This is a genomic window from Leptotrichia sp. oral taxon 417 (assembly GCF_013394865.1).
Taxonomy (GTDB): domain Bacteria; phylum Fusobacteriota; class Fusobacteriia; order Fusobacteriales; family Leptotrichiaceae; genus Leptotrichia; species Leptotrichia wadei_A.
On sequence record NZ_JABXYV010000001.1, the window covers coordinates 200326 to 225121 of the forward strand.

23 protein-coding genes are annotated in these 24796 nt (G+C 27.7%); 20 read left to right on the forward strand and 3 right to left on the reverse strand.

Annotated features, from left to right (window positions below; all coding sequences use genetic code 11):
- Window positions 1-4 precede the first annotated feature (4 nt).
- The 10 genes from HW276_RS00985 to HW276_RS01030 all read left to right on the forward strand — a co-directional run bounded on the left by HW276_RS00985 (window position 5) and on the right by HW276_RS01030 (window position 9254).
- Window positions 5-952, forward strand: a complete 948-nt coding sequence (locus HW276_RS00985) for a glycosyltransferase family 2 protein (RefSeq protein WP_178937071.1) — start codon at window positions 5-7, stop codon at window positions 950-952.
- Window positions 949-1374 (forward strand): GtrA family protein, encoded by a 426-nt coding sequence (locus HW276_RS00990; protein WP_178937072.1) that lies wholly within the window; start codon window positions 949-951, stop codon window positions 1372-1374. Before HW276_RS00985 ends, HW276_RS00990 begins: the two co-directional genes overlap by 4 nt.
- A gap of 111 nt (window positions 1375-1485) precedes the next feature.
- Window positions 1486-2862, forward strand: a complete 1377-nt coding sequence (locus tag HW276_RS00995; RefSeq protein WP_178937073.1) for a hypothetical protein — start codon at window positions 1486-1488, stop codon at window positions 2860-2862.
- Window positions 2863-2913: 51 nt separating this feature from the next.
- Window positions 2914-3375: a hypothetical protein gene (locus HW276_RS01000; RefSeq protein WP_178937074.1), complete on the forward strand. Its 462-nt coding sequence runs from the start codon at window positions 2914-2916 to the stop codon at window positions 3373-3375.
- Window positions 3376-3412: 37 nt separating this feature from the next.
- Window positions 3413-4531: a glycosyltransferase gene (locus HW276_RS01005; protein WP_178937075.1), complete on the forward strand. Its 1119-nt coding sequence runs from the start codon at window positions 3413-3415 to the stop codon at window positions 4529-4531.
- Between the two features lie 60 nt (window positions 4532-4591).
- Window positions 4592-5641 (forward strand): glycosyltransferase family 4 protein, encoded by a 1050-nt coding sequence (locus HW276_RS01010; protein ID WP_178937076.1) that lies wholly within the window; start codon window positions 4592-4594, stop codon window positions 5639-5641.
- Between the two features lie 42 nt (window positions 5642-5683).
- Complete coding sequence (locus HW276_RS01015) at window positions 5684-6805, forward strand: glycosyltransferase family 1 protein (RefSeq protein WP_178937077.1); 1122 nt, start codon at window positions 5684-5686, stop codon at window positions 6803-6805.
- Between the two features lie 32 nt (window positions 6806-6837).
- Window positions 6838-7458 (forward strand): DapH/DapD/GlmU-related protein, encoded by a 621-nt coding sequence (locus HW276_RS11920; RefSeq protein WP_178937078.1) that lies wholly within the window; start codon window positions 6838-6840, stop codon window positions 7456-7458.
- Between the two features lie 82 nt (window positions 7459-7540).
- Window positions 7541-8380, forward strand: coding sequence for a glycosyltransferase family 2 protein (locus HW276_RS01025; RefSeq protein ID WP_178937079.1), 840 nt, complete (start codon window positions 7541-7543; stop codon window positions 8378-8380).
- A gap of 28 nt (window positions 8381-8408) precedes the next feature.
- Window positions 8409-9254: an NAD(P)-dependent oxidoreductase gene (locus HW276_RS01030; RefSeq protein WP_178937080.1), complete on the forward strand. Its 846-nt coding sequence runs from the start codon at window positions 8409-8411 to the stop codon at window positions 9252-9254.
- Between the two features lie 86 nt (window positions 9255-9340).
- On the opposite strand, the gene HW276_RS01035 is transcribed toward HW276_RS01030, so the two are convergent.
- The 3 genes from HW276_RS01035 to HW276_RS01045 all read right to left on the reverse strand — a co-directional run bounded on the left by HW276_RS01035 (window position 9341) and on the right by HW276_RS01045 (window position 13793).
- Window positions 9341-10045, reverse strand: a complete 705-nt coding sequence (locus tag HW276_RS01035; protein WP_147002772.1) for a biotin--[acetyl-CoA-carboxylase] ligase — start codon at window positions 10043-10045, stop codon at window positions 9341-9343.
- A 51-nt stretch (window positions 10046-10096) separates the two neighbouring features.
- Window positions 10097-12601: a DegV family protein gene (locus tag HW276_RS01040; RefSeq protein ID WP_147002773.1), complete on the reverse strand. Its 2505-nt coding sequence runs from the start codon at window positions 12599-12601 to the stop codon at window positions 10097-10099.
- Between the two features lie 697 nt (window positions 12602-13298).
- Window positions 13299-13793 carry an HAD family hydrolase gene (locus HW276_RS01045; protein WP_178937081.1) on the reverse strand — a complete coding sequence of 165 codons (495 nt, stop codon included), beginning with the start codon at window positions 13791-13793 and terminating at the stop codon, window positions 13299-13301.
- A gap of 747 nt (window positions 13794-14540) precedes the next feature.
- On the opposite strand from HW276_RS01045, the gene pckA reads away from it, so the two are divergent.
- The 10 genes from pckA (at window position 14541) to HW276_RS01095 (ending at window position 24758) form a co-directional block, all read left to right on the forward strand.
- Window positions 14541-16136 carry a phosphoenolpyruvate carboxykinase (ATP) gene (gene pckA, locus HW276_RS01050; RefSeq protein WP_147002775.1) on the forward strand — a complete coding sequence of 532 codons (1596 nt, stop codon included), beginning with the start codon at window positions 14541-14543 and terminating at the stop codon, window positions 16134-16136.
- A 44-nt stretch (window positions 16137-16180) separates the two neighbouring features.
- Window positions 16181-17599, forward strand: coding sequence for an oxaloacetate decarboxylase subunit alpha (locus tag HW276_RS01055; RefSeq protein ID WP_178937082.1), 1419 nt, complete (start codon window positions 16181-16183; stop codon window positions 17597-17599).
- Between the two features lie 142 nt (window positions 17600-17741).
- Window positions 17742-18008, forward strand: a complete 267-nt coding sequence (locus tag HW276_RS01060) for a hypothetical protein (protein ID WP_147002777.1) — start codon at window positions 17742-17744, stop codon at window positions 18006-18008.
- 194 nt (window positions 18009-18202) lie between these two features.
- Window positions 18203-18565 (forward strand): OadG family protein, encoded by a 363-nt coding sequence (locus tag HW276_RS01065; protein ID WP_147002778.1) that lies wholly within the window; start codon window positions 18203-18205, stop codon window positions 18563-18565.
- Between the two features lie 30 nt (window positions 18566-18595).
- A complete protein-coding gene (locus HW276_RS01070) occupies window positions 18596-18970 on the forward strand; it encodes an acetyl-CoA carboxylase biotin carboxyl carrier protein subunit (RefSeq protein ID WP_147002779.1) in 375 nt (124 codons plus the stop codon).
- A gap of 51 nt (window positions 18971-19021) precedes the next feature.
- Window positions 19022-20140, forward strand: coding sequence for a sodium ion-translocating decarboxylase subunit beta (locus tag HW276_RS01075; RefSeq protein WP_178937083.1), 1119 nt, complete (start codon window positions 19022-19024; stop codon window positions 20138-20140).
- Window positions 20141-20221: 81 nt separating this feature from the next.
- Window positions 20222-20965 (forward strand): biotin--[acetyl-CoA-carboxylase] ligase, encoded by a 744-nt coding sequence (locus HW276_RS01080; protein WP_178937084.1) that lies wholly within the window; start codon window positions 20222-20224, stop codon window positions 20963-20965.
- A gap of 254 nt (window positions 20966-21219) precedes the next feature.
- Window positions 21220-22050, forward strand: a complete 831-nt coding sequence (locus HW276_RS01085; protein WP_178937085.1) for an IS607 family transposase — start codon at window positions 21220-21222, stop codon at window positions 22048-22050.
- A gap of 11 nt (window positions 22051-22061) precedes the next feature.
- Entirely contained in the window at window positions 22062-23411 is a 1350-nt protein-coding gene (locus tag HW276_RS01090) for a hypothetical protein (protein WP_178937086.1), read from the forward strand.
- A gap of 354 nt (window positions 23412-23765) precedes the next feature.
- Entirely contained in the window at window positions 23766-24758 is a 993-nt protein-coding gene (locus tag HW276_RS01095; protein WP_178937087.1) for a phosphate/phosphite/phosphonate ABC transporter substrate-binding protein, read from the forward strand.
- The last annotated feature ends 38 nt before the right edge of the window (window positions 24759-24796 follow it).

Here is a 24796-nt window from a genome sequence, read left to right on the forward strand (position 1 = left end):
TACTATGAAAAAAATAAGTATTGTAATTCCTACATACAATGAAATTGATAATATAGCTCTTTTAGTTTCAGAATTAACAGAAATATTAGAAAAAGAATTGTCAAATTATAATTATGAAATAATAGTTATCGATAATTATTCAACTGATGGAACAAGAGATGAAATAAGGAAATTGTGTGCACTAAATAAAAATGTAAAAGGAATTTTAAATGCTAAAAATTTTGGCCAATTAAATTCTCCCTTTTACGGAATAACTCAAATAACTGGTGATGCTGTAATTTTAATGTGTGCTGATTTTCAAGATCCACCTAGAATGATTTTAAATTTTGTAAAAGAATGGGAAAATGGTTATAAGATTGTTATAGGAATAAAAAATAAAAGTAAAGAAAGTAAATTTATGTATCTGGCTAGGACAATGTATTACAAAATGATTGATAAAATGGCTGATATAAAACATATAGAACATTTTACAGGTTTTGGACTATATGATAAAAAATTTATTGATGTGTTAAGAAGATTGGATGATCCAACACCCTATTTAAGAGGAATTGTTGCTGAATTAGGGTTTACAAGAAAAGAAATACCTTATGAACAGCAACAAAGAAAATTTGGAAAAACAAAAAATAATTTCTTTTCATTATACGATGTAGGAATGTTAGGAATAACATCTTATACAAAAATAATATTAAGATTAGCCACATTTATAGGTTTTTTTGTTGGTGTTATTAGTTTCTTTTTATCTATAATATATTTAATTTTAAAACTAATATATTGGGATTCGTATCCGGCAGGAACAGCACCAATTTTAATAGGAATGTTCTTTTTAGGAAGTTTACAATTATTTTTCATAGGTATTTTAGGGGAATATATTATGAATATAAATACAAAAGTTTTAAAAAGACCATTAGTTGTTGAAGAAGAAAGAATTAATTTTGATGAGGGAATAAAATGATAAATTTAATAAAAAAATTATTCTATAAATATGAAAAATTTATAAAGTTTGCAATAGTTGGTTTTGGAAATTTATTTATTTCTCTTGTTACTTATTATCTGTTAGTATTTTTTTCTATTAATTATCAGATAGCGAACATTGGAGGATTTATAACAGGAAGTTTGAATGGTTATATTTGGAATAGAGTATGGGTATTTAAAAATTCAAAAAAAAATTTATCATCTATTGTAAAATTTTATTTATCTTATTTAAGTACCTGGTTATTAAGTGCTATTTTATTGTATATTTGGATTGAAGTTTTCAATATATCAGATAAAATTGCTCCAATTATAAATGTAGTTATAACTACTCCAATTAATTATTTATTGAACAAGTATTGGGTATTTAAAAAAATAAAAAAAGCATATAATGAGGAAAGGTAGTTTTCAGATATGAAATTTAATTTAAATAAGATAACAAACAGGAAATTATTAGTTATATCTGTTTGTACTTTTATATTGTGTTTAGTCCCTTATATTTGTTCGAGTGGGTATATGAGTGATGATGTCGCTAATATAAATGTCAGCGGAATAAAATATTTTTATAGTCTTTTTGGATTTACAATATATATTATAAAAAAATGGATGAAATTAGGTCGTTTTTATCCTTTTGCTTTTTATAGTTATTATTTTTTTGATTTTATACAATCACGTTTGATCTATAAAATAATAATTTTATTAACAACAGTAATTGATGCATTGTTAATTTATAAAATTATAAAAAAAATTTTAGATGAAAAAACAGCAATTATAAGTTTAATTATTTTTCCTCTTTTCTGTACTTTAAGTGCAACTTATATACCGCCATTGTATTCTCAACATATGTTAATACAAATTATGTTTGCAGAATGTTTATTAGCACTCTATTTAACAATATCATACATGGAAGAAGGTAAAATTTGGAAAATTGTTATAGCTTCTCTCTTATATGCTTTTGCGTTATGTACATATGAAATTAGTTTTACATTCATATTTTTATTTGTTTTAATTTATTTTTACTTTAATAAGAGTAATTCAATTTGGCCTATATATTTTGTATTTATTAGTATAACTACAGTTAATATATTTTTACGTTTATTTATGGTTGAGAGAATTTCACATACTAAAGTTAATCTTAATTTTATAATTGTATTGAAAACTTTTTTTTCACAACTTACTGGAAGTTTTCCAATAATAAGATATTTTGTTGAAACTAAAGAAAAAGGACTTTTTATTTTTCAGATTTCATGGTGGGAATCATTAATAATTTTCTTTTGGTGTCTGGTTACAGGACATATTATTTATCATAGTTCATTAGATAATAAAAAGAACCAAAAAAGAAATTTAATATTTCTAACTATTTTTGGTGCTTATTTAACTTTCGCTCCAGCAGCTTTAACATCATTGTCACAAGCTCACCAAGGAGAGATTTCTTTAGGAATAGGTTACTTTACTTTTTTAATAAGTTCATTTGGAATGGCAATTCTTCTTTCTGTAATAATTCAATTATGTAACAATAAAAAAATAGTATTAATAGTCATTTTACCAATAATGTTGATATCAGGAACATTAAACAGTATTAACGCTCGAGTTACAATAGAGAAATATTATAGAAATACTGCTATAAGAGATTTAATAAAAAGAAGTGTAAAAAATAACATCCTAAGTGATATTACTGATAATGATATTATTATTGACTCAACAAAAGAAATAACACATACTTATTTAACATCGATGTATTCTAAATTTGCACATAGGAAAATACATGTAATATCAGAAGATGAGTATATAAATTCAGATAGAAAAAATATAAAGATTTCTTTTTTTGATGAGTATTTTCATGATTTTAACATAAAAGGAAAAATTTATAGAGTGGAATACAAATTATTATAAAATAATCGTGGAATATTTGTTTTGAGAGAAGTGGATTCTAATTTATTACCTTTGAATAATACAAAAATTTATTTGGATAAAGGTGTAAATATTGATTGGAAAAGAGATTTAGAATTTTCTAAAAGAAATATTAAGGAAATTGAAAAATATGTAGTGACAGGAAAAGGAGATACATCTAATGAAGTTACAATTACAAATGGCAAACGTGTATTAATTGTAATGAAATTAGAAGGTAAGTATCGTAGAGGAATTCTTAAACTTGGTATTTATGATATTTGGAAAAATAAACAAAAAATAAGTATATATGCTAATAATGAAAATATTTATAATGATATCATAGAAGGAAGAGATTTAAATATTAAAACAAAAAGTTTCAATATTCCAGAAGACAGGAAAATTTATATTGAAATTTTTATTCCTAATGCAACTTCTCCTAAAGAAGAAAAAATTAATTCTGATGAACGAATAATGGGATTTTCTATAAAAAATATAGAAATTGAAAGTAAGAAGTAGTATACATACATTTTATTATAAAGAAAGAATATAAAAAATGAAAAAAATAATAATAATATCCGCTATCAATTTCAGTGAAGGCGGACCTTTAACAATCTACAAAGAATGCTTAAAATATCTTCAGGAAAATTTTCTTGAAGAATACAGAATAATAGCTTTAGTTCATGATAAAAGCTTATTTTTAGAATATAAAGAAAAAATAGAATTTATTGAATTTAATGATTCTAAAAAAAGTTATTTAAAAAGACTATACTATGAATATATTTTTTTTAAAAAGTTATCAAAAAAAATAAAACCGTATTTATGGTTTTCATTGCACGATATGACACCTAATATAATAGCTGATAAAAGAGTTGTGTATTGTCATAATCCAATGATGTTTTATAAAATGACAAAAGAAGAAAGAAAAAAATCGTTTAAATTGTTTCTTTTTTCAAAATTCTATAAATATCTTTATAAAATAAATATAAAAAAGAATAATTATATTATTGTGCAACAGGATTGGATAAGGGAGAGATTTAAAAAAGTTTTTAAAGTAAAAAATATTATTGTTGCACATCCTGAAGTTAATTTAAAGGATTTAAAAATAAATCAAAATATAAAAATTAAGAAAAATAGTTTTTTATATCCTTCATTTCCTAGAATTTTTAAAAATTTTGAAGTCATTTGTAAAGCTGTTGAAATATTAGAAAATAAAAATATTGAAAATTTTAAGGTATATTTGACAATAGATGGAAGTGAAAATATTTATTCAAAGGAAATTGTTGAAAAATATGGCTGTTTAAAATGTATTGAATTTATTGGATTACAAACAAGAGAAAATTTGATGAAATATTATAGTAAAATAGAAACAGTGATATTCCCTTCTAAACTAGAAACTTGGGGATTGCCTATTTCAGAAGCGAAGGCATTTGGTAAAAATATAATTTTGGCAGATTTGGAATATGCGCATGAAACACTGGGAACTTATGAAAAAGTGATGTTTTTTGGGCCTGATAATGCTGAAAAATTAGCTGAAAAGATGGAAATGTTGATAAATGATGATGAAAATATGAAAAATATAGAATTTGATGGAAATTTTGAAAAAAATATTGAAAAACCATTTTGTAAAAATTGGAAGGAATTATTTGATATTTTACTTTTGGATAATAGATAATTTATTTAAATTATCACAAATAATTTTTTATAAAATATAGAAAGAAGTTTAAAAAAGAGTATGGGAAAAGATAAAATTGTTATATATTTTGGATTTAATAATCCACTTATATATAAACGTGGAGTAGAAAATGTTATATTATCTCAATCTATGGCATTGCCAGAAAATGTAAAAAAATATTATTTATTTTTTGGTGAAAAAGATGAGGAATTTTTGTGGAATGATATAAAATGTATATCAATAATGCATGATTTATTTAGATTTTTTAAATTAAATACATTTTTAAATAAATTGTGTAGAAATGCTGAATGTGTTATTCATTCTCATAATTATTTGATGAGTTTTTTTCTTTTGAAAAAAACAGATATATTTACTGTTCATGATGGGCTTTTTTATTTATCATCCCAAACCAATCATAGATTTAAAAATATTTTTAAATTTATTGAAAAAGCAGTCTATAAAAAAAGTAAATTAGTGCATTTTATATCGAAATTTACAAAAGAAGAATCACTTTATAATAAAGATAACTTTATTATTATTTATAACACTACTCCACTTGAAAAAGTAAAAGTAAAATTTGAAAAAGAGAACTGGGATTCTAAAAAAGTAAAAATATTTACAGTAAGAAGTATTGAAGAAAGAGTAAATTTAGAATTACTTATTGAACTTGCCCAAAGAAATAAAGATTTTGAAATAAAGGTTTCTGGAAAAGGACCTTTGATTGAAAAATATAGAGATGAAATAAAAAATAAAAAATTAGATAATATTGAATTAATGGGATTTTTAGAAGATGAAAAAATAAGACAATATTATAAAGACTGTGATATTGTTACAGTTTTGGCAAAATATGGGGAAGGTTTTGGACTTCCTATTATTGAAGGATATTTGCATGATAAGCCTGTCTTTGCTTCAAATGTATCGGCAATTCCTGAAGTTATTATTAATAAGGAATTTTTAGTAGAGAATGATGTTATAAATTTAGAAAATAAAATTTTAAATTATTTAAAAAAGAATAAAAGTTATAATTTTGAAGAATACTATTATAGTAATTTTGGAAATGATGTGATAAGAGATAAATATTTTAAATTGTACAATCATACTTTAAAGTAAAGTAATTTAAATATGGAATTATAAAAAAGGAGTTATATAAATATGGAAAGAAAAAAAATTTCACTTGAAATTCAGTGGGCTGTAGGACCTAAAACAGGAGTTGGCTGGTATATTTTTAATATTGTAAAAGGATTGGTTCAAAATAATAAGAATGATTATACTGGTGAATTTATAAATTTTATGAATAGGCATAATGTCAAGGAACAAATTAATTATGATATAAAAATAAAGCAAAATAAATTTATTTCATATAGAATTTATAGCATTTTAACTCAAAAATTAAAAATAAGCCATAATTTTTTGATGAATACAAAATCTGATATATATCATTTTTTTAATTTTATAATTCCTAAAAATATAAAAGGAAAAGTAATTGTTACAATTTACGATACTGTATTTTTTTCTGCACCTGAAACTATGGGTGGTATGAAAACTATTAGCGAATATAAATATGCTGCTGAAAGATCTGATTTAATTATAACTATTTCTGAAAGTGCTAAAGCTGATATTATTAAACATTTTAATATAGATGAAAAAAAGATAAAAATTGTAACTCCTGGAATTGATTTACAAAAATATTCTTACAAATATTCTAAATCTGAACTTGAAAATATTAGAAAGAAGTATAATTTGCCAAAAAATTATATTTTATATTTGGGAACAATTGAACCCCGAAAAAATATTGAAAGAATTGTGAAAGCATTTAAAAAATATAAAAAGGAAATTAATGATGATTTAAAACTTGTGATTGTGGGAAGAAAAGGCTGGAAATATGATAATATTATGAAACTGATTGAATCAATGGGAACGGATATTATAATTACTGGATATATTGATGAAGAAGATAAGGTTCCTATTTATAAGCTTGCACAGATTTTTGTTTTTCCATCTTTATATGAAGGTTTTGGAATGCCGATATTAGAGGCTATGGCATCAAAAACACCGGTAATCACATCAAATATTTCTTCAATGCCTGAAGTAGCAGGAAATGCTGGAATATTGGTAGATCCTTTTAATGAAAATGAAATTTTTGAAGCATATAAAAAAATTTTATCAGATGATGAACTAAAAAAAGAAATGGTGCAAAAAGGATTGGAACAGGCAAAAAAATTTGAGTGGAAAAAATCTGTAGAAATGCTTGAAAAGATTTATGAGGAAATATAGTAGACTTAAAATAAAATATGGAAAGGTAAAATATGGAAAAATCATTTTATGAATTGTGGAAATTGGGAATTAATTTTATTAAAACAAAAATATTTTTTCCAAAAGCTAGGTTAATTCGATTTCCTTTTGATATAAGAGGAAAAAAGTATATAAAATTTGGAGAAAATTTTACAACTGGAACTGGCTGCAGAATTGAAGCATATAATTTTCAAGATTCACATAATGCTAAAAGTATAAAAAATAAAAATACACCTCAATTAATAATAGGAAATAATGTTCAAATTAACGATTATGTCCATTTGTCATGTGCAAATTCATTAATTATAGGAGACAATGTACTGATAGCAAGCAAAGTTTATATTTCTGACTTAAATCATGGAAATTATTCATTTTCAAAAGACTTTGAACATTCTAATCCTGAAGAAATTGCAAAGGAAAGAAGAATTTTTACAAAACCAGTAAAAATTTGTGAAAATGTATGGCTTGGAGAAAATGTATCTGTATTGCCAGGAACAGTAATTGGAAAAAATTCTATAATTGGAGCAAATTCTGTTGTTTCTAAAAATATTCCAGAAAACTGCATTGCTGTTGGAAATCCAGCAAAAGTAATAAAAAAATACAATTTTGAAACTAAAAAATGGGAAAAAATATAAAAATTTTGAAAATATTTAAATTGTTTGATTAAACTTAAGATGTTATAATCTTACTAATTAAAAAAAGAGTGGAGGATTTTGTATGTATGACTTTACAGCTTGTATAGTGACTTATAATACTGACCAAAAGGAATTAACTCAAATCATAGGTTGTTTTCAAAAAACAAAATTAAAATTTAAACTATGGATATCAGATAATTCTGAAAAAGATACTTTGAGAAATTTTATAAAAAATTTTTCAGATGATAGAATAGAATATATCTTTAATAATTCAAATAATGGATTTGGATCAGGTCATAATATTGTGTTAAAAAAATTAATGGATGATAATTTTAAAGAAAAAGCAGAATTTCATATAATATTGAATGCTGATATAATTTTTGAAGAAAATACTATTGAAAAAATGATTGATTATATGAGAAAAAATCCTGAAATTGGGCAGATAGGACCGAAAATATATGAATCCAGTGGAGAAGTAAATAAATCTTGCAGGTTATTGCCTACACCATTAAATTTAATATTTAGAAGATTTTTTCCAATAAAATCTATTGTAGATAAAATGGATTATAATTATGAGATGAGATGGTGTGATTATAATTCAATAATGGAAGTTCCAATTCTATCTGGATGTCTTATGTTTATAAGAACAGATATTTTGAAAAATGTTGGAATGTTTGATACTAGATATTTCATGTATATGGAAGATTATGATTTGTGTAGAAGAATTGGACAAAAATACAAAATAATATTTTATCCTGAAGTAAAGATAATTCATAAACATGGAAAAGCATCCTATAAAACACGAAAAATGATGATTGCACATATAAACTCAGCTATAAAATATTTTAATAAATGGGGATGGTTTTTTGATAAGGAAAGAAAAACAAGAAATAAGGAATGTATAAAAAGATATAAAAAATAATTTATTTGGTAAATGATTAGGAGAATAAATGAAACAAAAGGTTTTAGTAACAGGAGCTAATGGATATATAGGAAAAAATGTTATAAATTATTTGTTAAATAATAACATTGAAGTAGTAGCTGCTGATATTTCTTTAGATAAAATAAATGATAAAGTAAAAAAAATAGAAGCTAATATATTTGAAAATACTGACTATCTTTTTTCTAATTTGGAAAATGTAGGGACTTGTATTCATTTAGCATGGCGTAATGGATTTGTACACAATTCTATTACTCATCTTGAAGATATTTCATTACATTATAAATTTTTAAAGAAAATACATGAATTTGGTATAAAAAATATAAATGTTATAGGAACTATGCATGAAATTGGATACTGGGAAGGAGAAGTTGATAACAATACTAGTACTAATCCTATTTCTTTTTATGGTATAGCAAAAAATAGTTTGAGACAATCTTTGAAAATATTAGAAGAGAGCGATAAGGAATTATTAATAAAATGGCTTAGAGTATTTTATATACAAGGTGATGATAGGAATAATAATTCTATTTTTTCTAAAATATTACAAAAAGAAGAAGAAGGTGCTAAAACTTTTCCATTTACTACAGGAAAAAATAAATATGACTTTATTAATATAGAGATATTAGCAGAGATGATTTCAAAAGCGGCTTTACAAACTGATATAACTGGAATTATAAATTGCTGTTCCGGTAAACCTGTAAGTTTAAAAGAAAAAGTTGAATCATTTTTAAAAGAAAATAACTTAAAAATAAAATTAGAGTATGGTGTATTTCCAGATCGAGCTTATGATTCTCCTGCCATATGGGGAAATAATAATATAATATCAGAAATAATAAAAAAAGAATTTTTATAAAAAAAAAGAGACTGCTAAGAATTTTTCAGCAGTCTTTTAAAATTCAAAATTATTAAAAATTTAAAGTTAAAATTTTTAATTAAATTTTATAGAACTTTAAATTCCAACGAAGAAAATTTCAGTTCATCACTATCTCCTCTAGCAATAATTGAAATTCTGCCTCTTCTATCTACACGTAAAAATCTATATTCCTTTTCTGAAAATTTTCCATTTTTCTGAATTACTATTTTTTTGCCTTTCAAATAACTGTTTTCATTTACTATGTGTAATATGCTTTCCCATTCTCTGTTTAAACTATGGAATTCATTTTCAAAAGTTGAAACGATTTCTTCTATTATGTTTTGTACTGAGTGTTTTTTTCCTGTAATTTCCACAAGTGCGATTGCTTTTTCACGGAATATTCCAAAATCGGTGTTGTTGATGTTTATTCCAATACCGATTATTATGTGATCTCTTACTTTTTCACAAAGAATTCCGCATATTTTTTTGTTTTCATAATAAATGTCGTTTGGCCATTTGAAAGTCAGCTTTTCTTTATTTTCTATATAATTTTTTAGTACTTTATAGACAATATATCCTGTAAAAATTGTAATTTTTTCATCCAGTTCATAATTGTCATTGATACCGAAGGAAAAGAGGGCGGCACCTTCGCTTGAAATCCATGTGCTGTCCCTTTTTCCTTTTCCATCTGTCTGTTTTTTGGCTACGATTACTTCAAATTCTTCGATTCTTAGCTGTCGTCGTAAATATGTATTTGTTGAATTTATTTCATCAAAAAACTTAAATTTCAAAGCTGTACCTCTTTCTGCTTATTTATGTTTAAAATTTAATTTTGTAATTAATTAACTTAATCTTGGGAATATGAATACTCCATAAACTGGGCCTGCATGAGCTCCTATTACCGCCCCGATTTCCCTATTTAATATCAATGAGTTAATTTTTGGATTATTTTCCACTTCTGAATAAATTCTCACAACATTTTCAAGTTCAGTTGGAGTTCCACCCCATCCGCTCATAAGTACGATGCTTTGTTTTTTACTTTCACGTTCAATATATTTTTCAATGTATTTTTGTGCATTGCGTTCACCAAGAACTTTTTTCTCAACTGTAACTTCCCCTTGATTTACAGTCAAGATAGGTTTCATGTTCAATGCTCCAGCTATTGTTGAACTTGCCTTTCCAATTCTTCCACCTTTTTCAAGATATTTCAAGTCTGGAATAATCATAAGAAGCTTACCTTTAGTTCTAAAGTTATTTACCCAGTTGATAATTTCTGTAAAACTTTCTCCCCTTACTGATTTTCCTGCCGCTCCCAGCACAAGGAATCCTTGCAGTAACGAAGCTCCTAAACTGTCGATTAATTCTATGTCATTTTCTCTATTTGTAAGACTTCTTCCAACTTTTGCCGCTTGTATTGTTCCACTTAATTTTGATGATGGATGTATTGAAATAATCTTTTTATATCCTTTTTCAAATAACTTATTATAGGCATTTAAAAAGTCTTGCGGTGATGGCTGAGATGTCTTAATTCTCGCATTATTATCCAACATTTGATGCCAGAATTCTGATTTTGAAATTTCTACACCATCCTTATAAAGTTCCCCATTTATATCAATTCTTAAAGGAACTACCTTTATTGGAAGCCCTTCGATGTCTTCATCTGTCAAATCTGATACAGAATCTGTTAAAATAGCAATTTCAGGCATATTTGGATCTTTATTTTCAATATACAAGTAATAATAGTAATTTTCCTGATTTCCATTAATATTTGCAGTTTTCAATCCTGCCAGTTTTTCTTCAATACTTTTTTGTGAAGCTTCATCCTTTTCATTTCCGCTTACAACAACTGCAGTTATTGTATTTTTAGTTACCAAGTCATCTAATATTGCATCTGCCACTTCTTTTAATGATTTTTTTGCATATTTTATTTTCCCGTTTACAAGCCCGATAAAGTCATCTTTTTCTATTGACAAGTCTTCAATTTTTGTATCTCTTACAGCCTTTGTAATTTCCACGGAATAGTTTCTGGAAGCTGCTTCTTTTAACTCATCAATGTCAGTATCTTTATTTCTTAGAAAATAATATCCGTCAAGCATTGTTTTTGTATCTAGAACAACAACTGTTTTTTTAGATTTTTCAGCTGCCATTTTTGCTGTTGTAATTACATTTTTATTGTTTGGAAGAATGTAAACATTTTCCTTTTCAGTTTTTCCAATGGCATTCAATATTTCCTGAACACTTGGATTTTTACTTTGTCCTCCCAAGATTACCACATCTGCACCAAGTTTTAAAAATTCATCCTTCAAATTTTCAGAATCCGCCAAAATCACAAAGGCTGATTTTGTTTTATCAATTTTTTTATTTGCAAAAATCTTTGCTTCATCCTTTTCACTGAAAATTTGCAAATTATCGTGCTGTAACTTCATATTTTCCACCTTCATTTTTTCCAGCGGTCCATATTCCAATGCGATTTCAATCGCTTTTCCAGGATGGTTTGTATGAATGTGAGTCTTAAACTTTTTAGAAGTTTGTGCAAATACAGCAGAATCTCCCAATTCCAGCACACGTTTTTTATATTCATCTGTATCAAAGTTACCATTTAAAATGATAAATTCAGTACAGTATTGAAAATGTATGCTTTCAGGATCATGATTAATATTTGCTATTGTCTTGTCAAATTCATTTTCCTTAACTTGAGCCTTTTGCAATTCAGCTAGCAGGTTCAATTCAGTTGTAACCTTATAAAATCCCTCAAAAAAGAAAAACAGCCCTTTTCCACCAGCATCAACTACTCCAGCCTCTTTCAATTTTGGAAGCAGTTCAGGCGTTTCATCCACAGCCTTTTTCCCAGCCTCTACAATCTCCTTCAAAAATGCCACCAAATCTTCAAATTTTTCAGCACATTCTGTAGCCTTTTCAGAAATTTTTCTAATAACCGTAAGCATTGTCCCTTCAACAGGTTCACTTACAGCATTATAAGCAGTTTCCTTTGCGCTCACAAGAGCTTCTGCCACATCTTTTGGTAACAGCTTAACTTTTTCACCAATCCCTCTTAAAAACCCTGTGATTACTTGTGACAAAATTGTCCCTGAATTTCCACGAGCTCCCATCAATACAGCCTCTTCAACTACATCTATAAGCTGAGGCATTTTTATTTTTTCATCTGTCTTTTCTTCCAGATCATTTATCATTGAATTTAATGTCATTGACATATTGCTCCCAGTATCTCCATCAGGAACTGGATAAACATTCAGTTCATTTAAAAGCTCCTCATGTTTTGTAACCCATTTTCCACCGCCAATAAACACTAATTTTAGCCTTTTGGCATCCAAATATTTTATTGCCATTATTTCCTCCTAAAAATAATTTTTTATATTTTCTGATTATTTTTTATTTAATTAATAAATTCATTCTAAACCTATTTCCTAAAGATTCATATTTGAGATTTTTTTATAATTTACATTTTCATAGATTATTTTTATGAATAATTGTTTTTTTCTTATTTTCTTAATTAATTTTTTTTAACGTAAGGGCGTCAAACGCCACGCCCTTACAACCCGGCTTACGCAAAACTTTCTTATAAAGAAAAAATAAAACTCGATTTTGAATCAAAGTTATTTTAACACAGATAACTGAATACAATTTAAAATATGTTCCAAAATCTCAAACAGTTATTTTTTCTTTAACGAAATTTTGCTTGATATTTGTTTTAGTTAGATAATCTATTGTAATTGAATTAGAATGTCGTGATTTTTTTGGAATGAAATTGACTGTTTGAGCTTTTTCAAACTTTTTAAATTGTAATTAGTTTAAAAAGTTTATAAGAACTTTTATTAAAAAGCGAGTTTCAATTTCATTTCAAAAAAATGCTTAGACAAGCGGGGATTGTAAAGGGGATGGCGACTGATCCCCTTTACGTTTGAAAAAAAGAAAAATATTAAAAAAAACAAAAAAACAAATATTAATAAAAATAACTTTTGTCAATTTCAAATAAAATTCTTTAATATGAATATTTAAGGTCTTGTTTAATGAAAAAAATTTAATTTATTTTATGATTGATAAAAATTTTTGAAATAAATTTTCTTTTTTTAAAATAACTTCTATAAATTCACGTACTGCCCCTTCACCGCCATTTTTAGTAGAAATAAAATCAGCGATTGATTTTACTTCGTTTGCTCCATCTAGCGGAGTTCCAGAAAAACCGATTCTTTTTATGATTGCCATGTCATTTAGATCATCGCCCATGTAGGCTATTTCTTCTTCCTTTAGTCCTGTTTGATTTATAATTTCATCCAGTATTAAAGTCTTTTCAGAAATTCCCTGGAAAAGGTATTTTATTTTTAGTTTTTCAGCACGTCTTTTTAATAATTCAGATTTTCCACCTGTAATAATTCCAAATTCAATGCCGAGCTTTGGTACATTTACGATGGCATAGCCGTCTTTTACATTGAATTTTTTTAGTTCTTCGCCACTATTTCCAAGATAGATTCCACCATCGGTCAGTGTTCCATCTACATCTAGTAAAATTAATTTTATCATTTTCTCTCCATTTATGTTTACAACTTGTTATTATTATACCACAATATATGGTTGTTATTCAAATTTATTTTGCAAAAAAACTAAACGAGAATATTTAAAGAGTATTTATGGCTAATCTTGAATAAGTTCGATGGTTAAGGGTCTAGGGATACTTCATAATCATATTATTTTTAATTTATATCACAGTATATCTTTATAATAAATTTAATCTTTCATAGAATATTCTTTTAATTAAAATTTTAAAAAAAATATTGACTTTTAGGAAAAATGTGGGATAATACTAGTGTAGGGAAAAAATAATGTTAAATATGCTTTTAGGCAATTATATGGCTAGAATAGAGTAATATTTGTATTAAAGATCATTATTATCGGATTTTTGATACATATTAAAAAAACTGCTGGCTATAAAATTGTAATTTTTTGATATGTATCTAAATTGTAAATTTAAATTGCTTTTAAGATTTAATATCAAAAGAATTTTGTATTTATTTTTTATAAAAATATTATTATAAATTTAACATAACCCAAACAAATTCAAAATTAAAAATATTTTGTGTTTCCCTACATAAAAGTAGGGATTTTTTGTTTTATTGGTGTTAATTGCTAATTTTATGATAGATTGATTGTAAAAGTAAAGACTAGGAAATTTAAAGAATATTGACCTTTGTTGAAATAAAAGATATTGGTTTATTAAATACATTTATTTTTACAAATGACTACAAATTTTTTAAATACGGAGGGAGTATTATGAAAAAAGTAACAAAAGATTTGGAAAAATTAGGAATAGTAAATGTAATCCAAATTTATAGAAATTTGACACCTGCGGAACTTGTTGAACATGCATTAAAAAGAGGGGAAGGTACATTGTCAAGCAGTGGAGCTTTGGTTGTGACGACAGGGAAGTATACAGGACGTTCGCCTAAGGATAAATATATTGTTGACACTCCAGGGGTTCATGAAAAAATTGCTTGGGGGAATGTGAATAAGCCTATTGAAAAGGAAAAATTTGATTCTATTTATAATAAATTGATTGCATATTTGCAAAATCGGGAAATATTTATATTTGATGGAATGGCGGGAGCAGATCCAGCCTGCAGAAAGAAATTTAGAATAATAAATGAACGAGCTAGCCAAAATTTATTTATACATCAGCTTTTAATCCGTCCGACAGAGGAAGAATTAAAGGATTATGGACATGCTGACTTTACAGTAATTGCGGCGCCAGGATTTAAATGCAATGCAAAAATTGATGGAATAAATTCATCGGCTGCAATAATTATTGATTATGAAGCAAAAGTTGGAATTATTTGCGGAACAGAATATTCAGGGGAAATAAAGAAAAGCGTATTTTCAATAATGAACTTTGTAATGCCTGAAATGGATGTATTGCCTATGCACTGTTCTGCCAATATGGATCCAAACACTGGACAGACTGCTATATTTTTCGGGCTTTCAGGAACTGGAAAAACTACGCTTTCAACAGATCCTAACCGTAAGTTAATCGGAGATGATGAACATGGATGGTCAGATCATAGCATTTTCAACTTTGAAGGAGGATGTTATGCAAAATGTATAAATCTTGCTCCAGAACACGAGCCTGATATTTATAATGCGATAAAATTTGGAAGTCTTGTGGAAAATGTCGTAATGAATCCAAGTACACGTGAATTTGACTTTTATGACAAGAGCTTAACTGAAAATACAAGAGTTGGGTATCCGATTAATCATATAAAAAATGCACAAATTCCTGGAATTGGAGGAATTCCAAATGTTGTAATATTTTTGACAGCAGATGCATTTGGTGTTTTACCGCCTGTTTCAAGACTTTCGAGAGATGCGGCAATTTATCATTTTGTAACAGGATTTACTTCTAAGCTGGCTGGAACTGAACGTGGAATTACAGAACCGCAGCCTACATTCTCAACTTGCTTTGGAGAACCATTTATGCCGCTTGATCCATCAGTTTATGCAGAAATGCTAGGTAAAAAGATAGATCTTCACAATACAAAAGTATTTTTAATAAATACAGGTTGGTCTGGCGGACCTTACGGTGTTGGAAATCGTATGAACTTAACATATACAAGGGCGATGGTAACAGCAGCGTTAAACGGTGATTTAGATGAAGTGGAATACAGACACGATGATATTTTCAACCTGGAAATTCCGCAATATTGCCCAAATGTTCCAAGTGAACTGTTAAATCCGGTAGATACGTGGGCAAATAAGGAAGCCTATGAAGCAGCTGCTAAAAAACTTGCTAAAATGTTTAGAGAAAATTTTGAAACAAAATATCCAAATATGCCAGAACATATTGTAAATGCTGGACCATCGTATTTTGAGTAGATTAACTGTTTATTTTATGACAGCTTTAAAACAGGGAGGTTTTTATGGGAAGAGTAAAAATAACAGAAACATCGTTAAGAGATGGGCATCAGTCACTTATGGCAACAAGGATGACAACTGCTGAAATGCTTCCAATAATAGAAACAATGGATAAAGTTGGATATTATGCAATGGAAGTCTGGGGTGGAGCAACTTATGATGCGGCAATTAGATTTTTACATGAAGATCCGTGGGAAAGACTGCGGGAAATTAGGAAAAGAGCTAAAAATACAAAGCTGCAAATGCTTTTAAGAGGACAAAATTTACTTGGTTATCGGCATTATGCAGATGATATTGTGGATAAGTTTGTTGAACTTTCAATAAAAAATGGAATTGATATTATTAGAATATTTGATGCTTTGAATGATACGAGAAATATAAGACAGGCATCTGAAAGCACTAAAAAATATGGAGGGCATAGCCAGCTTGCTATTTGCTATACAATTAGCCCAGTTCACACGATTGAATATTATAAAAAACTGGCTTTGGAAATGCAAAGCATGGGAGCAGATTCCATCGCTATAAAGGATATGTCTGGAATTCTGCTTCCAAATATGGCTTATGAACTTGTAGGCGAGTTAAAAAGCATTTTGAAAGTTCCACTTGAATTACATACGCATGCAACTGCGGGATTAGCTGGAATGAGCACATTAAAGGCAATTGAGGCTGGAGTGGATATTGTAGATACGGCAATTTCGCCTTTTGGAGGTGGAACTTCACAGCCGCCTACAGAATCGCTTGTTAGAACTTTGCAAGGCTCAAAATACGATACAGGATTGGATCTTGAGCTTTTAAAGGAAATTGCAGAGTATTTTAAGCCAATAAGAAAAAAATACATTGACAATGGAACATTAAATCCAAAGGCTCTTGCGGTAGAGCCAAGCATTGTGGAATATCAGCTGCCTGGAGGAATGCTTTCAAATCTTGTGTCGCAATTGAAGGCGCAGGGAGCGGAAGATAAATATGAAGATGTGCTTCGTGAAATTCCAAAGGTGAGAAAAGATCTAGGTTATCCGCCATTAGTAACTCCAATGAGCCAAATGGTTGGAACGCAGTCGGTATTTAATGTTTTGACAGGACAAAGATATAAGATGATTCCGAAGGAAATTAAAGATTATGTGAAGGGAATGTACGGGAAATCACCTGTGGAAATTTCTAGTGAAATTAAGTCGGTTATTATTGGAAATGATAAGGTATTTACTGGAAGACCTGCCGATTTGCTGCAAAATGAATATGATACGATGAAAAATGAAATTGGAAGCTTGGCAAAGTCTGATGAAGATGTATTGACTTATGCGTGTTTTCCTCAAATTGCAAAAAATTATTTGAAGGAAAAATATGAAGCGAAATATTTAAAGGAAACAGAAAAACAAAAAAAATCAAAAGATGAAATAAGTGTTCAAAATATTGAAGTGATTTTTTAAAAAATCAGGATGTGGTAAATTGATGACTTTTTTAACTGTGGTGTAAGACTTCTTTAAGATCGGGACTTAAAATAGGCTATTTTTGATGAGTTCTATTATCCCGGTTCTGGAGGGGATTTGGTAACTCAAAGAGAGGTGGAAAATGAATTTAGATATAGATTATTTCAAAAGAAAGTTAAAGGAAATAACAGATTGGTATGAAAATACTGCTTGGAATAAAAAAACATTACTTGAAAAAATATTAGAACTTGATACGGAAATAAATAAGACTCGTGATAAGGAAAACCTGATAGATTGGGAAAAATTAACTCATACAGAAGAAAAAATTGTAAGTGATATGGTTCATCTTAGAAATAAAATGAAACTTTCGCATAAGGAAAAGTTTGACAGTTATTACAAAGTAAAGTAATAAAAAATATATTTGAATCCATTAAAATCGAACTTGTGAAAATTAATTAAACTAAATTTTGAATAAGCAGTTGTAATTTTTCAGTTCGGTTTTATATAATTTTACTCTAAATAATTTTGGATAAATGTTAGGTTTTTGTAATTAGAGTTGTTTTTGTGTGATATTTTATAGAAAATGAAAGGAATAATTAAAATATGAAAAGTATTTTGTTTGGAAATTCGGCTGTAACATTTGCAGATGCGATTTATATTTCAGTTGTAAGTATGTTAATTGTTTTTTTCATATTATTTTTAATTTCATTTATGTTATCATTTTTTAAATATTTTTCAAATTTTGAGGGGAAAAATGAAGATAATAAAAAAACAAATGATAATAGAATTTTGGAAAAGTCTGAAAAATTAAGCAGTGAAAAGGAATTGGATAAAAAAGAAAAATTTAGTATGGAAAAAATAAAAGATGAAACTATGATGGCAGCAATGATGGCGGCTCTGATTGAAGCGGCCGGGGATAATAAGAATAGCCGTATAAAAATAAGAAGTATTAGGGAAATAAAATAAAATCTGGAAATACAAAGGGGCATGACAAATATGATTAAACTGTATAAAATCAGAATTGGAGAAAAAGTTTATGAAGTGGAAGTGGAAGAAGTTACAGAAAAAGATGGAAACATTGAAACTTCAGCTGATTCAAAAGGTAAACAAAAAATAGACAAAAATGAAAATCCACCTTTACAAGGGGAAACTGGAAAAAATGAAGTAATAAAAGCTCCAATGCAGGGACTTATTGTGGATGTAAAAGTAAAAACCGGAGAAAAGGTAAAAGCTGGAGATGAAATCATCATTTTAGAAGCAATGAAAATGGAAAATCCAATTGTAGCACCTTGCGATGGAGTTATAAATGAAATTAAAGTAACTAAAGGTGATAAAGTAAATACCGATGATGTTTTGGCAGTATTATCCTAAATTACTTTAAATTCAATATTACTAAAAACCTAAGGAAAGGATGGTTTTCAAATGGAACTACTAAAAATTCTTTACGGGACAACAGGAATATCTATGATAACTGGAAGGCAGCTAATCATGATAATAATTTCCCTAATTTTGCTATATTTAGCAATAAAAAAACAATACGAACCTTATTTGCTGCTCCCAATTTCATTTGGAATGCTGCTTGCAAACTTACCTGCTGTAGCAAATGAAGGACTTATGGAAAAGGGTGGACTTCTTTACTATTTGTATCAAGGAGTAAAATTGGGAATTTATCCGCCATTAATATTTTTGGCGATAGGAGCAAGTACTGATTTTGGACCGCTTATTGCAAATCCGAAAAGCCTTTTGCTGGGAGCGGCTGCGCAGCTTGGAATTTTTGTGGCATTTCTTGGGGCAATTTTGCTGGGATTGACAGGAAAGGAAGCGGCTTCGATTGGAATTATTGGAGGAGCTGACGGACCGACTGCTATTTACTTGACAACAAAACTGGCACCGCATTTACTGGGATCAATTGCCATTGCAGCTTATTCCTATATGGCTCTTGTGCCTGTAATTCAGCCGCCAATTATAAAATTATTGACAAGTAAAAAGGAAAGAATGGTTGAAATGAAGCAGCTTAGATTTGTGAGCCAAAGAGAAAAAATAATTTTTCCAATTGCAGTAACAATCATTGTTATTCTTTTAGTTCCATCATCAGCTCCGCTAATTGGAATGCTAATGCTTGGGAATCTAATAAAGGAAGCAGGTGTTGTTTCAAATTTAGTTGAACATGCAAGAGGAGCTATGCTATACTGTATTACAATTGTACTTGGAATGACAGTTGGAGCAACTGCTGACGGAGAGCATTTTTTAAATTTTGTAACAATAAAAATCATTATTCTTGGATTAATTGCATTTTCTTTCGGAACAGTGGGAGGAGTGCTATTGGGGAAAATAATGTATAAATTTACAAAAGGAAAAGTAAATCCGATGATTGGAGCAGCAGGGGTTTCAGCAGTGCCAATGGCGGCAAGAGTTGTTCAAAAAATTGGGCAATCTGAAAATCCTAAAAATTTTTTGCTAATGCATGCAATGGGACCAAATATAGCTGGTGTAATTGGATCGGCTGTAGCAGCAGGAGTTCTTTTAATAATATTTAGATAAATCATTACTCTCATTAATTTTGAAGTATTATATTTAATGGGAGTATTTTTTTAAATTAATAAATAGATGGAAGGAGAAAAAATGAAAAAAAATATAAATTTGTATAAATTTAATGAATTGGGTTCAACGAATGATTATTTGGAAAGAAATCATAGGAATTATGAGGAATTTGACGTTATTTGTGCTAAAAATCAGACTCATGGAAGGGCACGTAGGCAGAATGACTGGGTTTCTATGGAGGGAATGGCTATCTTCAGCTTTTTTTTGGAGGAAAGGGAAAACTGGGAAATTGAGGATTACTTGAAATTGCCTTTAATTGCTGGGCTTGCGACAATAAGAGGATTAGGGGGAATAGAAAATTTAGAGTATAAATTTAAATGGACAAATGATGTTTACTTGGAAAATAAGAAGTTATGCGGGATTTTGATGGAAAAAACAGATAATGTCTATATTGTTGGAATTGGGATAAATGTAAATAATATATTGCCGGAAAAATTGAAAAATAAGGCAATTTCATTGACACAGGCGACAAATAAAAAATATAAAATTGATGAAATTGTAAAAAATATTGTTTCTGAATTTCAAATATTGTGTGAAAATTTGGGAAATGGATCGTGGGAAGAGATTTTAAAGGAAATAAATGAAATAAATTATTTGAAGAATAAAAAGATAGAATTGAAATTTGGAAATGAAAAAGTTCTGGGAATTGCACAAGATATTAATGAAAATGGAGAAATTGAAGTTTTGGTAAAAAAGGATGAAGCAGGAAAAGGTGAGATTAAGAGTTTTTCAATTGGAGAGGTTTTTGAAAAAATTATTTTTTAAATTTTTATGCTATTTTCTATTTAAATGGCGAATTATACTGCTAAAAATTATATAAATCCAGGATTTGAGTAAAATAGTCATAGCTTTTGAGTTCAGTTTTAAGGCAATTTTACTATAGTTATGAGGGTAAAACAATAGTTTTTTAAAAGTTATCTAAAGTTTATAAAAAAAATAGCTTTAGATAACCTTTTTTACTTAACTTTTTTTGAAAAATGATGTATAATTTATTGAGAAAAGTAAAAAAGGAGCAAAAAATGTACTCTAGCAAAGATTTGAAAAAAGAAGTTTACAAATTGGGTGAAGTGGCAAAGTTTGTAGGTGTTACCAATGGAACATTAAGGCGTTGGGAAAATTTAGGAAAAGTAAAATTTTCTAAAACTGATTATGGTACAAGAAGTTTAACAAAAGATAAATTAATTGAACTCCTTAAAGCAAATAATTTATGGAGTGATGAAATAGAGTGCCTGCAAAAAAAAGATGTAATATATTGTCGAGTTTCAAGTCACGACCAAAAAAAACATGGAGATTTAGATAGACAGATACAGTTTCTTATTAAAACTAATAATGATTTGATAAATCCTGTAATTTTATCTGAAGTAGGAAGTGGATTAAATGATAAAAGAAAACAGTTCCAAAAGCTATTAAGAATGGTTTTAAATAATGAAGTTTCAAGAATATTTATTACTTATGAGGACAGGTTGACAAGATTTGGATTTGAATATTTGAGAACAATGTGTGAAATGCACGAAACCAAAATAATAGTTGTTAAGGATGTTGATGTTAAAAAGTCTATAGAGCAGGAACTTATGGAAGATATAATGTCACTTATGGCTTCTTTTTCAGGAAAATTATATGGAATAAGAAGTAAAAAAAATAAAATTACAGAAAAGAAAGGGAAAATAGATGGAAACAAAGGAAATAAAAAAATAGTGACTGAACATCTGAAAGAATTAAGAACAGTTGATGAACTTGAAGATTTAATTGGGAAAGAAAAACTAGCACAATTTTTTGTAGAACATTATTTAGAAAAGGTAAAAGAGGATTTACTAGAACCTGATTTTGACACTGAAGATATAATGAAGTAAAGGAGGAGGAAATGCTAAAGCGGAAATATACAACTGTTACTCAACTACATAAAACTAATAATAAAGAAATAATTGAATATTTTGAAAATGCTTGTGTATATTTCTGCAAGTTACAGAGGAAAGCATTTCATATATTCAAGAATGAAAATATAAAAGGAGTTAAAACTGAATATAAAAAATTTAGACAAGATTTTATGAAAGAGTATAATATTAGTAGAAGAACAGCTGATTCTATACTTAGAGATGTTCAAGGACGCATTAATGCACTTATTGAATTAAAAAAATATGAAGTTTATCAAAAAGAATATAAAATTAAAACTTTAAAAGAAAGTATTGAAAAACTTGATGATAAAATTTTAAAATTGCAAGAAAAACTAAATAATAAAATAACAATCAATCATCTTACATATCGAAATTTAAAAAAATCAAGAGCATTTAAAAAAATGAGATTAAATAAATTTAAAATGAGACTTGAACAACTTAAATGGGAAATAAAAACAGGAAATTATAAATTATGTTTTGGAACTAAAAAATTATTAAAAAGTAAAAAAGCAAAATTTTTGTTACAGCGTGATAGTCAAATAACATATATTGGAAGTCAAGATGAAACTGGTAGAAATCAAATGTTACAATTGAGTTATAATAATAAAAATAATCAATTTAACATAAAAATAAGAAAAGATTTTGGATTTGATACAGAAACAAAATATGTGTTTGGAAAATGTTATTTTAATAATTATAAGAATGAATTGATAAAAGCATTGCAAAACAAAAATTCAACACCATTAACTTATTCTATAATTCGTAAAAATAGCAGATATTACTTGCATTGCACTTTTGAATATAGAATTGAAAATAAAAGTAACTTTTTAACAAGAAAAACTTATGGAACAATTGGACTTGATTTTAATAAAGGCTTTATTGCTTTGAGTGAAATAGATAGAAATTCAAATTTGATAGGAACTGATATTCTAAAATATCGTTTTGGAAAAGGAAGCAAGACACAATCTGACTTAGAAAAATGTATTTCTAAAATATTGAAAAGAGCTTTAGAAACAGGAAAAGATATTTGCATTGAAAATTTGAATTTTAAAGCTAAAAGATTCAAAACAGAAAAAGCTAAAACTAAAAAAGGTAAGCAATATAATAATATGTTGCATAGTTTATCATATACTCTATACGATAAACTAATAACAAATATAGCTTTCAGAAATAAAGTAAATGTTATAAAAATAAATCCAGCTTGGACTAGCTGGATTGCTAAGAATAAATTCTGCAACAGGATGAAATTAAATATCCATATAGGTGCTTCTTTTGTTATTGCAAGAAAAGGAATTGGAATAAAAGACGAAGTAAAATAAAAAAAACTAATTTTCTGCATAAATTTGTATCTAACCAAGAGATTCGAGCAAATCACTTTGTGGAAGTTTAAATTAGTAACAATAATTTGAAATTGCTAAAGATTTACATATAAATGAAATTTCAAATTATTTGGATAACCGTGTGTCCTTTAGTTTTTTATACTATAAAAATAACTTTGTATAACTTTGCAAATTACGGTCGAAGTCCACGATATAATTTCTATTTTTAAACGGGATTTAGCGTTGTATATCTGTCAAAAAGATTTTTTTATTTTAAAAATTTTTAGAATTGACTATGAAAATAACAAATGTTATAATATAAAAAATTTTATATTATTTTATGGCGGAGGTATTATGAAAAAAAATATTTTGAGAAGTTTGTTGCTGGTAATAGTTTTTTTATTTGCGATTAGTTGCGGGAAAAAGAATGATACGATTAAAATTGTATTTTTGCCAAACGAAACTAATGATTCATTGAAGAAGTCAAGGGAAGAATTTGCTCGGATTGTGCAGGAGGCGACTGGGAAAAAGGTTGAGATTGTTACGACAACTGATTATAATATTACGGTGGAAAATATTGTTTCTGGGCAATCACAAATTGCGTATATTGGAGCAGAGGCATATTTGAATGCTAGAAAGCGTACAAAGGATATTGAGGCTGTGCTGACAAATTCAGGAGAAAGTGGAACGTTAAAAGATGCCCTTTATTACAGCTTTATTGCAGTAAGAGGGGAAGATGCCGATAAATACCGTTCTGGGAATGGATTTGACCTGAAAAAGATTAAAGGTAAATCAATAGGATTTGTTACAAACAGTTCTACATCTGGATTTAAAGTACCTGGAGAGGTAATTGTAAAGGAATTTGGGCTAAAAAATACAGATGAATTGTTGGGAAATAAGGTATTTTCAAAAGTTATGTTTGGAAACTCGCATCCTGGGACTCAAGTTTTATTATTTAAAGGGGATGTTGATGTTGCAACATTTGCTATTCCAAAATCATTTACAATATATGAATTAGTTGCTGGAAAAGACTTTAATTCAGGGGCTACATATAAAGTTAAAAAAGGAGCAGTTGCACCGTTTGGAGAATTTGCAGGAAAAAGTTTTACAGTTATAAAATCAATTCCTGTTTATAATGGACCAATTGTGTTTAATACAAGAACTTTGTCAAAGGAAGATCAGGAAAAAATCAAAAAGGCCCTAATGGCTAAGTCAACAACTGATAATCCGCATATTTTCAGCAATAAAAAGAGTAAAGTGAGAGGATTGTTCCTGAAGGAAAATGATAATGTAGGATTTGTAGAAACAAATACAGCATGGTATGAAGGAATGAAAAATATAAAATAAACCTGTTTGATAACCATGAAAATTTAGAATTTAATAAA

Coding starts and splice junctions, on each gene's coding strand:
- HW276_RS01010 (WP_178937076.1), top strand. CDS start 4,592: ATGGGAAAAGATAAAATTGTTATATATTTTGGATTTAATAATCCACTT.
- HW276_RS00995 (WP_178937073.1), top strand. CDS start 1,486: ATGAGTGATGATGTCGCTAATATAAATGTCAGCGGAATAAAATATTTT.
- HW276_RS01085 (WP_178937085.1), top strand. CDS start 21,220: ATGTACTCTAGCAAAGATTTGAAAAAAGAAGTTTACAAATTGGGTGAA.
- HW276_RS01060 (WP_147002777.1), top strand. CDS start 17,742: ATGAATTTAGATATAGATTATTTCAAAAGAAAGTTAAAGGAAATAACA.
- HW276_RS00985 (WP_178937071.1), top strand. CDS start 5: ATGAAAAAAATAAGTATTGTAATTCCTACATACAATGAAATTGATAAT.
- HW276_RS01065 (WP_147002778.1), top strand. CDS start 18,203: ATGAAAAGTATTTTGTTTGGAAATTCGGCTGTAACATTTGCAGATGCG.
- HW276_RS01015 (WP_178937077.1), top strand. CDS start 5,684: ATGGAAAGAAAAAAAATTTCACTTGAAATTCAGTGGGCTGTAGGACCT.
- HW276_RS11920 (WP_178937078.1), top strand. CDS start 6,838: ATGGAAAAATCATTTTATGAATTGTGGAAATTGGGAATTAATTTTATT.
- HW276_RS01090 (WP_178937086.1), top strand. CDS start 22,062: ATGCTAAAGCGGAAATATACAACTGTTACTCAACTACATAAAACTAAT.
- HW276_RS01025 (WP_178937079.1), top strand. CDS start 7,541: ATGTATGACTTTACAGCTTGTATAGTGACTTATAATACTGACCAAAAG.
- HW276_RS01070 (WP_147002779.1), top strand. CDS start 18,596: ATGATTAAACTGTATAAAATCAGAATTGGAGAAAAAGTTTATGAAGTG.
- HW276_RS01005 (WP_178937075.1), top strand. CDS start 3,413: ATGAAAAAAATAATAATAATATCCGCTATCAATTTCAGTGAAGGCGGA.
- HW276_RS01030 (WP_178937080.1), top strand. CDS start 8,409: ATGAAACAAAAGGTTTTAGTAACAGGAGCTAATGGATATATAGGAAAA.
- HW276_RS01055 (WP_178937082.1), top strand. CDS start 16,181: ATGGGAAGAGTAAAAATAACAGAAACATCGTTAAGAGATGGGCATCAG.
- HW276_RS01075 (WP_178937083.1), top strand. CDS start 19,022: ATGGAACTACTAAAAATTCTTTACGGGACAACAGGAATATCTATGATA.
- HW276_RS01095 (WP_178937087.1), top strand. CDS start 23,766: ATGAAAAAAAATATTTTGAGAAGTTTGTTGCTGGTAATAGTTTTTTTA.
- HW276_RS00990 (WP_178937072.1), top strand. CDS start 949: ATGATAAATTTAATAAAAAAATTATTCTATAAATATGAAAAATTTATA.
- HW276_RS01080 (WP_178937084.1), top strand. CDS start 20,222: ATGAAAAAAAATATAAATTTGTATAAATTTAATGAATTGGGTTCAACG.
- HW276_RS01040 (WP_147002773.1), bottom strand. CDS start 12,601: ATGGCAATAAAATATTTGGATGCCAAAAGGCTAAAATTAGTGTTTATT.
- pckA (WP_147002775.1), top strand. CDS start 14,541: ATGAAAAAAGTAACAAAAGATTTGGAAAAATTAGGAATAGTAAATGTA.
- HW276_RS01045 (WP_178937081.1), bottom strand. CDS start 13,793: ATGATAAAATTAATTTTACTAGATGTAGATGGAACACTGACCGATGGT.